Annotated in this window: 13 protein-coding genes and 1 pseudogene; 10 read left to right on the top strand and 4 right to left on the bottom strand. The window is 72.2% G+C overall.

The window, feature by feature from the left end:
* Nucleotides 1–100: 100 nt before the first annotated feature.
* From QQK49_RS03535 to QQK49_RS03525, 3 genes and pseudogenes are all read left to right on the top strand, one after another.
* Entirely contained in the window at nucleotides 101–460 is a 360-nt protein-coding gene (locus tag QQK49_RS03535; protein ID WP_284302737.1) for a hypothetical protein, read from the top strand.
* Nucleotides 460–1,017, top strand: a pseudogene (locus tag QQK49_RS03530) (nucleoside-diphosphate sugar epimerase/dehydratase); the annotation flags it as partial. The gene QQK49_RS03535 and the pseudogene QQK49_RS03530, both read left to right, overlap by 1 nt.
* On the top strand, nucleotides 990–1,889 hold the full coding sequence (locus QQK49_RS03525) for a polysaccharide biosynthesis protein (RefSeq protein ID WP_284302735.1): 900 nt from the start codon (nucleotides 990–992) through the stop codon (nucleotides 1,887–1,889). The pseudogene QQK49_RS03530 and the gene QQK49_RS03525, both read left to right, overlap by 28 nt.
* On the opposite strand, the gene QQK49_RS03520 is transcribed toward QQK49_RS03525, so the two are convergent.
* From QQK49_RS03520 to QQK49_RS03510, 3 genes are read right to left on the bottom strand one after another with little or no spacing between them, the layout of a single operon-like run.
* Nucleotides 1,777–2,241 carry a sugar transferase gene (locus QQK49_RS03520; RefSeq protein WP_284302733.1) on the bottom strand — a complete coding sequence of 155 codons (465 nt, stop codon included), beginning with the start codon at nucleotides 2,239–2,241 and terminating at the stop codon, nucleotides 1,777–1,779. The two genes, QQK49_RS03525 and QQK49_RS03520, sit on opposite strands and share 113 nt — an antisense overlap.
* A complete protein-coding gene (locus QQK49_RS03515; RefSeq protein ID WP_284302732.1) occupies nucleotides 2,190–2,516 on the bottom strand; it encodes a sugar transferase in 327 nt (108 codons plus the stop codon). Before QQK49_RS03515 ends, QQK49_RS03520 begins: the two co-directional genes overlap by 52 nt.
* Entirely contained in the window at nucleotides 2,516–3,682 is a 1,167-nt protein-coding gene (locus QQK49_RS03510) for a DegT/DnrJ/EryC1/StrS family aminotransferase (protein ID WP_284302731.1), read from the bottom strand. The genes QQK49_RS03515 and QQK49_RS03510 overlap by 1 nt, the downstream gene beginning before the upstream one ends.
* A gap of 110 nt (nucleotides 3,683–3,792) precedes the next feature.
* Between QQK49_RS03510 and QQK49_RS03505 the strand changes: the two genes are divergently transcribed.
* From QQK49_RS03505 to QQK49_RS03475, 7 genes are all read left to right on the top strand, one after another.
* Entirely contained in the window at nucleotides 3,793–5,058 is a 1,266-nt protein-coding gene (locus QQK49_RS03505) for a glycosyltransferase family 4 protein (protein ID WP_284302729.1), read from the top strand.
* 54 nt (nucleotides 5,059–5,112) lie between these two features.
* A complete protein-coding gene (locus QQK49_RS03500) occupies nucleotides 5,113–6,114 on the top strand; it encodes a polysaccharide biosynthesis protein (RefSeq protein ID WP_284305812.1) in 1,002 nt (333 codons plus the stop codon).
* Nucleotides 6,114–7,280, top strand: coding sequence for a polysaccharide biosynthesis C-terminal domain-containing protein (locus tag QQK49_RS03495; protein WP_284302728.1), 1,167 nt, complete (start codon nucleotides 6,114–6,116; stop codon nucleotides 7,278–7,280). The genes QQK49_RS03500 and QQK49_RS03495 overlap by 1 nt, the downstream gene beginning before the upstream one ends.
* Nucleotides 7,281–7,596: 316 nt before the next feature.
* A complete protein-coding gene (locus QQK49_RS03490) occupies nucleotides 7,597–7,944 on the top strand; it encodes a GNAT family N-acetyltransferase (protein WP_284302727.1) in 348 nt (115 codons plus the stop codon).
* Entirely contained in the window at nucleotides 7,941–9,101 is a 1,161-nt protein-coding gene (wecB, locus tag QQK49_RS03485; protein WP_284302725.1) for a non-hydrolyzing UDP-N-acetylglucosamine 2-epimerase, read from the top strand. Before QQK49_RS03490 ends, wecB begins: the two co-directional genes overlap by 4 nt.
* Nucleotides 9,098–10,072 (top strand): glycosyltransferase family 2 protein, encoded by a 975-nt coding sequence (locus QQK49_RS03480; protein ID WP_284302724.1) that lies wholly within the window; start codon nucleotides 9,098–9,100, stop codon nucleotides 10,070–10,072. Before wecB ends, QQK49_RS03480 begins: the two co-directional genes overlap by 4 nt.
* Complete coding sequence (locus tag QQK49_RS03475) at nucleotides 10,072–11,310, top strand: glycosyltransferase (protein ID WP_284302723.1); 1,239 nt, start codon at nucleotides 10,072–10,074, stop codon at nucleotides 11,308–11,310. The genes QQK49_RS03480 and QQK49_RS03475 overlap by 1 nt, the downstream gene beginning before the upstream one ends.
* Here the strand turns inward: QQK49_RS03475 and QQK49_RS03470 are convergent.
* Nucleotides 11,255–12,685, bottom strand: coding sequence for a lipopolysaccharide biosynthesis protein (locus QQK49_RS03470; protein ID WP_284302722.1), 1,431 nt, complete (start codon nucleotides 12,683–12,685; stop codon nucleotides 11,255–11,257). The two genes, QQK49_RS03475 and QQK49_RS03470, sit on opposite strands and share 56 nt — an antisense overlap.
* Nucleotides 12,686–12,885 lie beyond the last annotated feature (200 nt).

The raw sequence follows: 12,885 nt of genomic DNA, 5'->3' as shown, positions 1-12,885 counted from the left end.
CGGCTCGGCCAGGCGCGCGTTCGCACCTATATTGGACGAAGCCATGGTGGCGGGGGTCGCCATACGCCGCATGAGTGTCGAGGGGAATCTGGGAGGCCGAGTGCTCACGCACGCGCAGCGGGGACATCGGGACCTGCGGTGGGCCGCTCTCGACGCGTCCGCCTGGGCCGCCGCGTTGTTCGCGTCGGTGTGGCTGCGGTACGACTTCCGTCCCGAGCGGGTGTTCGCGCTCGACACGTGGATCGCGGTGGCGGGCGTCGTCGTCGTCCATCTCGTCGCGGGTGCGGTCCTGCGCCTGTACGGCCGCTCGCGGGTGCGCGGGTCGTACGAGGAGGCCGTCGATCTCACGATCGCCGTGGCCGTCACCGCCGTCGTCCTGCTCGTGTGGTTGCTCATCGTCTATCCACCGCTGGTGCCCCGCTCCTCCCCGGCACGGCCGGACCGCTGGCCCTGGCCTTGATGTTCGCCCTGCGGTTCGTCGTCCGTGCCCGCGCGACGCGGCGGGCGGTGGTCTCGGGCAAGGGCCGGCCCGCCCTCGTGTTCGGGGCCGGTGGTGCCGGCAGCCGCCTGGTGCGCATGTTGGTCGCTGAGGACGACAGCCCGGTCGCCCCGGTCGCTTTCCTCGACGACGACCCGGTCAAGCGCCGACGACGCATCGAGGGCGTCAAGGTCCTCGGCGGGCACGAGGACCTGGAGCGGGTGGCGGGCGAGGTGGGCGCGACGTTGCTCGTCCTCGCGGCTCCGAGCGCCCCTGCGTCGGTGCTGGAGGAGATCTCGGCCACGGCCGCCTCGCTGGGCATCGACGTCAAGGTGCTGCCCAACGTCGCCGAGGTCGTCGGCACCCCGAGCGTCCACGACCTGCGGGATCTCGACTTCGCCGACTTCCTCGGACGCCGTCCCGTCGATCTCGACGAGGGGATGATCGGCGATCACCTCGCCGGGCGCCGGGTCCTGGTCACGGGCGCCGGTGGGTCGATCGGCTCCGAACTGTGCCGCCAGATCTCGCGGTTCGCCCCCGAGCGGCTCATCCTGCTCGACCGGGACGAATCGGGTCTGCACTCGACGCAGGTCGGGCTCGTGGGTCACGGCCTGCTCGACAGCGACGACGTCGTGCTCGCCGATCTGCGCGACGCCCCCGGCTGGCCGAGGTCTTCGCCCAGGCCCGTCCGGACGTCGTCTTCCATGCGGCGGCGCTCAAGCACCTGCCCCTGCTCGAACGCTTCCCGGCAGAGGCCTGGAAGACGAACGTCATCGGCACGGCCAACGTGCTCGCCGCGGCGGCCGCGTGCGGCGCGTCCACCGTCGTCAACATCTCCACCGACAAGGCGGCCGACCCCACCTCGGTCCTCGGGGTGAGCAAGCGCATCGGTGAGTGCCTGACGGCCTGGTACGGCGAACACCACGAGGGCACGTACGTCAGCGTCAGGTTCGGCAACGTCCTCGGCTCCCGCGGGTCGATCATCCCGGCGTTCACCGAGCAGATCCATCGCGGCGGTCCGGTCACGGTCACCCACCCCGAGGTCACCCGCTACTTCATGCTCATCCCCGAGGCGTGCCAGCTCGTCCTGCAGGCCTCGTCGATGGGCCACGACGGCGAGGTCATGGTGCTCGACATGGGCGAGCCGGTCCGCATCGACCATCTCGCGCGCACGCTCATCCGCCTGTCGGGGCGGCACGACATCGAGGTCGTGTACACGGGGCTGCGGCCGGGCGAGAAGCTCGAGGAAGACCTGTTCGGTGGCGCCGAGAACCGCCGGACCACGGCCCACCACCTCGTCAGGTCGGTCGACGTGCCTGCCCTCGCCCCGTCGTGCCTGCACGACCCCGCCCAGACCGACCCGGACGCCGTGCGCCTGCACCTGCGCTCACTGGCCGGGTTGTCGCAGTAGCGGGCAGGCCGGGCAGGAGCGCGCGGAGCGTGGCGAGCACCAACCGGAGATCACCGCGCAGCGACGCCGTTCGCACGTAGTCGACGTACATCGCCTGCTTGCGCGGCAGGATGACCTCGACGTAGTAGGCCTCGGGATCGGCCGCCCCGGCCAGTTCGGTGGCCTCGTCCAGGCCGGCCAGACTCGCCGGATCGGTGATGCCGGGCCGCACGGACAGGATCTCCGCACGCATCGCCGGGTCCCAGCGGGCGACGTACTGGGGCACCTCGGGGCGTGGACCCACCAGGCTCATGCGGCCGCTCAGCACGTCGATGAGCTGGGGCAACTCATCCAGCTTGGTCCGACGCAGCACGCGCCCGGTCCGCGTGATGCGGGGGTCGCCGGAGGCGGTGACGGCGATGCGCGCCTCCCCGCCGTCGCGACGTGCATCGTGCGGAACTTGTGGATCCGGAACTCCTCGCCGCCCAACCCCACCCGCGTCTGCCGGAAGAAGACCGGCCCGGGGGAGTCGACGCGGACGGCGGCGGCCAGCACACCCAGGAGCGGCCCGGTGGCGACGAGGCCGGCGGCGGACACGACGACGTCGACGGCGCGCTTGGCCCTCGCATACCCCGGAGTGGCCGGCATCAGCGCCCGCCGAGCAGGGTCCGTACCGTCGCGACGACCTTGTCCACCTGGGCCTGGCTCAGGCCGGAGGACAGCGGCAGGCTGACGACGGTCGGGAAGTGCCGTTCGGCCGTCGGGTAGTCGGCATCGGACAGCCCGTAGGTCTGCGCCCAGTACGGATGACGGTGCAGGGGGATGAAGTGGACGCTGGCGCCGATGCCGACCTCACCCAGGCGCGTGATGAACGTGTCGCGGTCGATCGGCGCCTCGGGACGAAGACGCAGGACGTAGAGATGCCACGCGTGCACGTCATCCGGGCGGTGGGCGTGGGGCGGGAGGTCGACCGGGAGGTCGGCGAATGCCTCGTCGTAGCGGGCGGCGATACTCGCGCGGGCATCGCGCATGGCCCCGGCGCGCCGGAGCTGGACGCGACCCATGGCCGCGGCGGGGTCGGTGAGGTTGTACTTGTAGCCGGGGGCGACCACGTCGTAGGCCCAGCCGGCGCCGGGGGTGGAGTATCGGTCGAAGACGTCCCGGCTGATGCCGTGCAGGCGCATGGTGCGGATGCGGCGCGCGAGCTCGGGGTCGGCGGTGACGACCATGCCGCCCTCGCCGGTGGTCATCGTCTTGGTGGCGTAGAAGCTGAAGACGACCGCCTCGCTGGCTCCGGCACCGACCATCGTCCCCGAGGAGCGCGCCGGGAAGCTGTGCGCGGCGTCCTCGACGACGGCCAGGCCGTGGCGCTCGGCCAGCGCCGCGAGCGCGCCTCGCTCGACGGGCATCCCGGCGAGGTGGACGGGCATGACGGCCCGGGTGCGGGGAGTGATCGCCGCCTCGGTCGCCTCGAGGTCGATGAGGAGGTCGTCGTCGACGTCGACGATGACGGGGTCGGCCCCCAGGTAGCGCACCACCTCGGCGGTGGCGGTGAAGGTCCAGGTGGGGACGATGACCTCGTCCCCGGGGCCGATGCCCAGGGCCTCGAGCGCGAGGTGCAGGCCCGCGGTCGCCGAGTTGAGCGCCACCGCGTGCAGGTCACCCCCGAGGAACTCGGCGAACTCCGTCTCGAACGCCGCGGCCCGCGGGCCCGTGGTGAGCCATCCGGATCTCATCGCCTCGACGACGGCGTCGATCTCCGCGTCGCCGATGTCGGGCGCGGCGAAGGGGACTGGCAGGTCTTTCTCGCTCACACGGCTACGATAGTGCCTGGTCGGAGGCCCGGGCGGCGGCGACTCACGCAGGGAGCCGGCCGCGACGATCCGGTCACCGGCATCCGTCCCTCGACCCATCGGAGCTGCCCGTGCGGATCGGACTGCTGACCCAGTGGTACGACCCCGAGCCGGGGCCCGCCGCCCTGCCCGCCACCCTGGCGCGCGGTCTGGCCGCCCGGGGCCATCAGGTGTCGGTGCTCACCGGGTTTCCCAACTACCCCACCGGCCGGTTGCCGCAGGGCTGGACGATGACGCGCCGCCGGCGTCGGGTGGAGGACGGCGTGAGCGTCACCCGGGTCGCCCTCTACCCGAGCCACGACGGCAGCGCGGCGCGGCGGATGGCGAACTACGCCTCCTTCGGCGCCAGCGCGCTGGTCAACGGTCTGTCGGCGGTGCGGGGTGCGGACGCGATCTGGGTCAACTACTCGCCGATCACGATCGCCCCGCCCATGCTGGCGGCCCGCCACGCGCTCGGGATCCCGCTCGTCTGTCATGTCGCCGACCTGTGGCCCGACACGCTCACCGCGGGTGGGTTCGCGCCGTCGCACCCGGGGATCGGACGGGTCGTGGACGCCGGACTGCACCGCTGGTGTGCGGCGATGTACGCCGCGTCGGCCAAGGTCACCTACATCTCCCCCGGCGTCCACGACGTGCTGCGCGATCGGGGCGTCCCGGAGCACAAGCTCGCCTACGCGCCGATGTGGGCCGAGGAGTCGACGTTCTCCCCCGCCGACGACGCCACCCGCCGGCTCGGCGAGCAGTGGCGCGAGGGGCTCGGCATCGGACCGGAGGACGTCCTCGTGCTCTACGCCGGCGCGCTCGGGCACGCCCAGGGCCTGGAGACGCTGATCGACGCCGCCGCCGCGGTGGACGACCCCCGCCTGCGCGTGGTCGTCGCCGGGTCGGGCGTCGCCGAGGAGGCACTGCGCGCGCGGGCCGCGAAGACGGCGCCCGCCGGGCGGATCCTCGTCCCCGGCCGGGTCCCCCAGTCGCAGATGCCGGTGCTCATGGCTGCCGCCGACGTCTGCTTCGTCGGCCTGGCCGCCACGCCACTGACCCGCATCACGATGCCGAGCAAGACCCAGGCCACCCTCGCGGCGGGCAAGGCGATCCTCGTCGCCGCCGACGGCGACATCCGGCAGGTGGTCGCCGACTCCGGAGCCGGGTGGGCCGTGGGCTCGGGCGACGTCGCGGGCCTGACCGGCGCGATGCGACTGGTGTGCAACAGTGGACGTGGCGGGCTCGCTGCCCGCGGTCACGGTGCACGCAGCCACTACGAACGGCACTTCGGTCTGGCCCGCGCGCTGGATCGGGCGGAAGAGCATCTGGAGGCGGCTCGTGCGAGCGTCCGATGAGCGGGAGGGTTTCGCGGTGATCGACCACACGCACCTGCGGGGGCGACCGTCGCGATCACGGGTGGGACGGGGTCGTTCGGGTCGACGATGGCCCGGCATCTGCTCGCCCTCGACGTGGCCGCGGTTCACGTGCTCTCGCGCGACGAGGCCAAGCAGCACGACATGCGTGTCGCCTTCGCCGATCCGCGGCTGCGGTTCTTCCTCGGCGACGTCCGCGACCGCGCGAGTGTCGACGCGGCGTTCGTCGGCGCCGACTTCGCGTTCCACGCGGCGGCCCTCAAACAGGTCCCGAGTTGTGAGTTCTTTCCCGATCAGGCGGTCAAGACCAACGTCGTGGGCAGCGGCAACGTCATCGACGCCGCGCACGCCGCCGGGGTTCGCGGGCTCGTGTGCCTCTCCACCGACAAGGCCGTCTACCCCGTCAACGCCATGGGCATGAGCAAGGCGCTGATGGAGAAGACCGCGCAGGCCTTCGCCCGCCGCCACCCCGAGGCGTCCACGACCGTGAGCGTCACGCGCTACGGCAACGTGATGTACTCGCGCGGGTCGGTGATCCCGCTGTTCGTGCAACAGATCCGCGCCGGGGAGCCCATGACGATCACCGATCCGGCGATGACCCGCTTCCTCATGTCGTTGTCGGAGTCGGTCGATCTCGTGGAGTACGCCTTCACCCACGCCCGGCCCGGCGATCTGTTCGTCCGCAAGGCCCCGGCGAGCACCGTCGAGACCCTCGCGCGTGCGGTCGCCACGGTGATGGGCGTGCCCGACCACCCCCTCCAGATCATCGGCACCCGCCACGGCGAGAAGCTGCACGAGACCCTGCTGTCCCGCGAGGAGCGCGCCACCGCCGTCGACGAGGGCGACTACTTCCGCGTGCCGGTCGATGCGCGCTCGATGGACTATGCGCCGTACTTCGAGGAGGGCGATCCGCGGGCGAGCACCCAGGACGACTACACCTCGGAGAACACCGAGCGTCTCGACGTGGACGGCGCCGTCGACCTGCTGATGACGCTCCCCGAGGTGCAGGTGCTCCGCGCCTCCCGGGAGGGCCGCTGATGCGCATCGTCGTCACCGGGGCGAACGGATTCCTCGGCCTGCACACCCGCACCCGGCTGCTGCTGACCCGGCCCGACGACGTGGTCGTCCCCGTCGGACGCGCGCAGTGGGAGGCCCTGCCCGACCTGCTGTGCGACGCCGACGCCGTCCTGCACCTCGCCGGGTACAACCGGGGCGACGACGCGGATCTCGCCGACGGCAACACCGCCCTCGCCGAGGAGCTCGTGCGGGCGCTGGAGGCGGCGCGCGCGACACCGACGGTCGTCTATGCCGGGAGCACCTATGTCGACGAAGGACACTGGGGCGCCGACTCCCCCTACGCGACGGGCAAACGCCGCGCGGGCGACGTGCTACGCGCCTGGGGTGAGCGCGCCGGCGCGGCCGTGCGCGAGGTGCGGTTCACCGGTCTGTTCGGCGAGCACGGCCGGCCCCACTACAACAGCTTCGTCGCCACGTTCGCCCACCTCGTCGCGACCGGTGGTACCCCGAAGATCGTCGGCGACCGCGAACTCCCGCTGCTCCACGTGCAGGACGCCGCCGCGGCCCTGCTGGCCGCGATGGACACCGACGAGGTGAGCACGACGGGCGGCTCCGAGCCGATCCGCCCACCGGGACGGCCGACGCTGATCTCCGAGGTTGCGCAGCGGTTCACGCACATGCACCGGATCTACGCGCCGGTCGGTGAGATCCCTGCGCTGACCGGCGAGTTCGACGTCCACCTGTTCAACACCCTGCGCGCCGCGATGTGGCCGCAGGCCTACCCGCTGCGGCCGGTCCCCCGCTCCGACCAGCGGGGCACGCTCGTGGAGACCATCCGGGTGCACGGCGGCACCGGGCAGGCGTTCGTGTCGAGCACCAACCCGGGGTTCACCCGCGGCGACCACGTGCACCTGCACAAGATCGAACGGTTCCAGGTGCTCTCGGGCACCGGCCTCATCCGCCTGCGCCGTGTGCTCTCCGACGAGGTCCTCGAGTTCCGTGTCACCGGAGACGAACCGGCGGTGATCGACATGCCGACGCACTGGACCCACTCCATCGAGAACATCGGCGACGACGAGCTCGTGACGTCCTTCTGGACCAACGAACTCTTCGACCCCGATCGGCCCGACACCTACCCGCTGCCGGTTCTCACCGGGCGCGATCGCCCCACGTCGGCGGCGTCATGAACCCGGAGCTCACCTACACCGGCCTGCGGACCAGTGACGTCGCCGAGCTGGCGCGGATCCACCGGCGGGGATTCCCCGGGTTCTTCCTCACCAGCCTCGGCCTGCCCTTCCTGCGCGAGTTCTACCGCGGCCACCTCGACGACCCCACGGCCGTGGCGGTCGTGGCGCGCCTGGCGAGCGGTCGCCCCGTGGGTGTCGTGGTGGGGACGACCCGACCGGCGGGGTTCTACGGACGACTGCTCCGCCGGCGTGGTCTCGCGTTCGCCCTGGCGGGAGTTCGGGGGCTCTCACGTCCCCGAGATCGGTGCCGCGGCTGGTGCGCGGCCTCACCTACCGGGGTGACGCCCCCGACCCGTCGTTCTCCCTGCTCTCCTCGATCGTCGTGGACCCCTCGGTCGCGGGAACGGGCGTCGGTGCCGCCCTCCAGCAGCGCTGGTGCGCCGGCGCCGCGGTGGCAGGTTCCCGACGAGCCTATCTGCAGACGGACCACGACGACAACGACGCCGTGCGAGCCTTCTATCGTCGATGCGGATGGGTGGAGAGCGAGACGACGACCACCCCCGAAGGACGCCGGCTCCTGCGGTACGAACGCGACCTGGCCGCGTTGCACGAGCCCGGCCCGACCCAGAGCCCGACCCGACCGAAGCGAAGGAGTAGTCGATGACCAAGGTCATGACGATCGTCGGCACCCGGCCGGAGATCATCCGTCTGTCGCGGGTCATGAACCGCCTCGACCGCACGTGCGAGCACGTCCTGGTCCACACGGGGCAGAACTACGACTACGAACTCAACGGGATCTTCTTCGACGAGTTGGGCATCCGCCGGCCGGACCACTTCCTCGAGGTCGACACCTCCAGCCTCGGGCGGGTGCTCGGTGAGACGTTGATCAAATCCGAGCAGGTGCTCGCCGCCGAGCGGCCCGACGCGGTGCTCATCCTCGGTGACACGAACTCCGCGATCGCCTCGATCATGGCCAAGCGCATGCGCATCCCCGTGTACCACATGGAGGCCGGCAACCGCTGCTTCGACGAGAACGTCCCCGAGGAGACCAACCGCCGCCTGGTCGACCACGTCGCCGACTTCAACCTCGTCTACACCGAGCACGCGCGCCGCAACCTGTTGGCCGAGGGGCTGCACCCCCGCCGCATCCTGCTCACGGGCTCCCCGATGAAGGAGGTGCTCGACCACCACGCCGAGGCGTTCGCGGCGAGCACCGCCGCCACCGACCTCGGTCTCGATCCGCGCGGGTACCTGCTGGTCTCGGCGCACCGGGAGGAGAACGTCGACGACCCCGGACGCCTGTCGGCCCTGTTGCGCGCGTTGGTCGCCGCCCGGGACACCTTCGAGGTGCCGGTGCTCGTGTCGACCCACCCGCGCACGCGCAAGCGCCTCGACCTGCTCGCGGCGCGACCGGGCGCGGAGGACATCGACCTCTCGGGCATCACGTTCCACCCGCCGATCGGGTTCATCGACTACGTGCGCCTGCAGCAGGACGCCCTGTGCGTGCTGTCGGACTCCGGCACGATCAGCGAGGAGTCCTCGCTGCTGCGCTTCCCCGCGGTGACGCTGCGCGACTCCATCGAACGGCCCGAGGCCCTCGACACCGGCGCGATCGTCATGACCGGCCTGGACCCGGTGAGCGTCGTCGAGGGGATCCGCGACGCGGTGGCGGCCATCGGCCCCGACCACCACACCGACGCCGTCCTGCCCGCCGACTACGCCATCGACAACTGCTCCCAACGGGCCGTCCGCTTCATCCTGTCGACCCACCGCCGGCACCGTGAGTGGGCGGGGATCCGCGACCAGGGGCCCCCACGATGAGCCTGCTCGTCGAGCACCGCACGCCGATGCCCCCGCCCGATCCGTCCGTCCGGGTGTCGATCATGTCGCCGGTGCGCGACGAGGAGGCGCACCTGGCGGCGATGCTCGACAGCGTGCTGGCGCAGACGCACGCCGAGTTCGAGTTGCTGCTGGTCGACGACGGGTCGACCGACCGCACGGCCACCATCGCCCGCGAGTACGCCGACCGCGACGAGCGGGTGCGTCTGCTCGGCACGGGCGAGGCGCTCGGCAAGAACGCCGCCTTCAACCTCGCCTACGCGCACAGCACCGGCGACCTGCTGTGCCACCTCGGCGGCGACGACCTCATGCCCCCCGACTCCCTCGCCGCCCGCGTCCGCGCCGTCGGGCCGCACGTGCGCAGCCGGGCCGTCGGGTTCTTCAAACTGGCGCTGCTGGTCGAGGCGTCTGCGGGGCCTGGCCCGTCCGAGGCCTCCGACACTGCCGCGCGGGCCGAGACGGTGGTGCCCCGCGGTCGCCGAGGCAGCATGTCGGGCGGCTCGATCACCATGACCCGCGCCCTCGCGGAGCTGGTCATGCCCCTGCCCGAACACCTGGTCTCCGAGGACATCTGGATGGGCAACGCCGCCGACGCGCTCGCCGAGGTGCGCGTCGACGCCACCGACGTCGTCACCCGCTACCGCCGTCACGCGGGCAACTCCAACCCCCGCAACAAGTCGTTCGCGGCGATGGACCGTGCCATCCACGCCCGCATGACGGCCTACGACGCGCTCCTGTCCACCGAGCGGTTCGTCCTGCCCGAGGAGTACCGGCACCGCTTCGCGGCCGAACGGGAGGCCGAACGGCTGCGTCACGAGGGCCGCACCCTGCGACTCCTGCATGCGGATCTGCCCCCGGTCGACCGGATCGCGCTCGCCTCGATGTCACACCCGGTCCTCTGGCGGGTGCGCAGCCGGTTGCTGACGCCGCTCACGGGTTGGCGCGGGCGCTGATGCGGGTCGCCGTCGTCACCGGGGAGTACCCGACCCGGCGCGCTCCCGAGCGGGCCATGTTCGTGCGCGACCAGGTCGAGGCCCTGCGCGGGTCCGGTCACCAGGTGTGCGTCATCCACCACGAACCGCCCACGCTGCGCCGCCTCGCCAACCGGGTGCGTGGCCGGCTCGGGCGTCCTGCGGGACACGCCGCCGCCCCCGCGCAGCCCGAGTCCGCACTGCCCGAGTCCGCACTGCCCGATTCCGCGCAGTCCGCCTCCACGGGAGCCCGGTGGCGGATCCTCGGCCGCCTGGCCCACGACGGTGTCGGTCGAACCCTGGCCACCGCCACTATGATGCGTGACCTGCGCCGGCTCGACCCGGCCCCCGAGGTCGTCCACGCCCACAACGTCTTTCCCGCCGGGGTCGCCGCGGTGCGCTACGCGGCCCGGGCGCAGACCCACGTCCCGGTCGTCGTCACCGAGCACTCCAGCGCGTTCCTGCGCGGTCAGCTCGCCGCCGGCGAGGTGCGTACCGCCGCCCGGGTGTACCGCGCCGCGGCGCGGGTGGTGGCCGTGAGCCCCCGGCAGGCCGAGGCGATCCCGGCCACCGACGTCGAGGTCGTGCCCAACGTGCTCCCCGCCGACTTCACCCTCCGCGCACCCGACGCGGCGGTACGCGGCGACATCGTCAGCATCGGCACGCTCATGCCGCACAAGGGCATGGAGACCCTGGTACGCGCCTACGCGGCCCTCCCGGCGCACCTGCGCGAGCGCCACCGCCTCGTCCTCGTCGGGGACGGACCTCAGGCGTCCCGGTTGACCACCACCGCACGGGAACTGGGGGTGCATGAGCGGGTCGTGCTCACGGGGCATCTGCGTCGCAGCGACGTCGCGGGCGTGCTGCGCGGAGCTGCCCTGCTCGTCTCGGCGAGTCCCGTGGAGACCTTCGGCATGACCCTCATCGAGGGCCTCGCCTCGGGGGTGCCGTTCGTGGCCGTCCGCAGCGGCGGCCCCGAGAGCGTGTGGTTCACCGGCGCCGGGGTGCTCGTCACCCACAGCACCCCGGAGGATCTGGGGGGCGGCATCCGGCAGGCCCTGGGCGACGACGAATCCGGCACGTCGGCGCAGGTCGGCTCGAGCGATGCGGAGCGACGCACGCAGGTGCAGCGCCGGTTCGGGGCCGACGAGGTCGCGGCGAGACTCAGCGCGATCTACCGGGCAGCAGTCGCAGCACGCGACGGGCGCAGGGAACGCTGACGGCCAGCACGCCGGCGACACCGACGGCGACGACCACCCACGTCGGGGCTCCGGCCCACCGCGTCCCCACCGAGACGGCGGCGGCAGCAGCGGCGATCACCAGGGGCACTGCGAGATCACGCAGCAGGCCGCGGCGTCCGACGCCACCCAGGGCGAGCACCCACCCGGTGAACGCGACGCAGATCCCCAGCCCCGCAAGCGAATAGAGAGCGATCCCGACGATGGCGGATCCGGCGCTCACACCGGCGTACAGGCCCGCGAGCCGCACGGTCGCCTCGACGACGGAGATGAGCAGGATCCGGCCCAGTTGATCGCGCACCGTGGCGTAGGTGGACAGCGGCGAGGAGACGAAGTTCGCGGCGAGCCAGGGCGCCATGATCGCGGCGAGCAACCCCGCCTCGCGCCACTGCTCGCCGAACACGACGGCGAACGCCTCCGGTCCCAGCAGCCAGACCACCGAGAACACCGGGAGCGACACCAGGGTGAGCGCCTCGGTGGCCCGGCGCAGTTGCGCGCCCGCCTCACCGCTCGTGCGCTCCAGCCGCGCCAACCTGGGGAACATCACCTGGGAGACGGCCTGACCTAGCAGGACCGCCGGGGCCGCCAGGAGTCGTGTGGCGAAACCGAACTGGCCGGCAAGCGCCACCCCGAACCACCGCGCCACCAGTGGCGCGACCGCACCGACCGAGATGACGTTGAGCAGCGCCGGCACCGTGTTGAGCAACGGCATCCGCTTCCACCGCGTCACCACCTGGCGCAGCGATCCGCCGGAGCGGAGCGCCCCACCGGCCCCGATCCACGCGGCGTTGAGCACGCGCCCGACGCCCTGGCCGGCGATGAGGCCCGAGGACACCCCGGCCACGCCCAGACCGACCTGGACCCCGACCTGCCCGACCGAGGCCACCACACCGGCGCGACCGACGCGGCCGAAGGCGCCCGCGCGGCCCGCGAACATCCGCACGGCGGCGAATGCGGCGGTTCCCCACAACAGCAGCGGAACTCCCCACCACGCCCCGGGCGTCGCGATCAGCTCGGCCCCGGACGTGGCGCTCGCCCACAGGAGCGTCATCACCACGAGCGACGTCACCGTGGACGTGATGAGACACAGCCTGGCCAGGGCGCCGGCCTCCTCGTCGGTGGCAGCCAACGGGATCGCGGTCTCGTAGCGCAGCGTGGCGAGCACCGCCAGGATGTTCGCCCAGGCGAGGACGACGGCGAAGTGCCCGAACTCCTCGGGGGTGTACAGGCGGGCCGTCACGATCTGGCCGACGACGAGGACAATCTGCGAGATCAACGCCCCGGAGGAGAGGTAGGTGATGTCCCGACCGGACACCCCGAGGAGCGAGCCGTCCTTGAGGCGCCGGAGGATCTTCACCGTCCGATGGTACGAACCCGCTGGCCACGGGCAGCAGCGACGCGGCGGGGCGGCCGGCATTCAGTCATCGTCCAGCCTCCGTACCTAGAGTGCGCGGAGTGGACCGTCGTCATCGACGGCCAGAACCGCCACCGGGGCCGTGACCAGCGACGCGACGCTCTTGATCATGCGTCCAAGACGAATTGGTCCGATGTGGGGCG

Origin of the sequence: Mobilicoccus caccae (assembly GCF_030161635.1) — a bacterium.
In the GTDB taxonomy this organism is placed as follows: domain Bacteria; phylum Actinomycetota; class Actinomycetes; order Actinomycetales; family Dermatophilaceae; genus Mobilicoccus; species Mobilicoccus caccae.
This window is presented reverse-complemented; position numbering and strand designations above follow the sequence as displayed.

What these genes read in the sequence shown, in the direction of transcription:
- QQK49_RS03515 (WP_284302732.1), bottom strand. Translation starts at nt 2,516, where the DNA reads ATGCCGGCCACTCCGGGGTATGCGAGGGCCAAGCGCGCCGTCGACGTC.
- QQK49_RS03495 (WP_284302728.1), top strand. Translation starts at nt 6,114, where the DNA reads ATGCGCATCGTCGTCACCGGGGCGAACGGATTCCTCGGCCTGCACACC.
- wecB (WP_284302725.1), top strand. Translation starts at nt 7,941, where the DNA reads ATGACCAAGGTCATGACGATCGTCGGCACCCGGCCGGAGATCATCCGT.
- QQK49_RS03480 (WP_284302724.1), top strand. Translation starts at nt 9,098, where the DNA reads ATGAGCCTGCTCGTCGAGCACCGCACGCCGATGCCCCCGCCCGATCCG.
- QQK49_RS03475 (WP_284302723.1), top strand. Translation starts at nt 10,072, where the DNA reads ATGCGGGTCGCCGTCGTCACCGGGGAGTACCCGACCCGGCGCGCTCCC.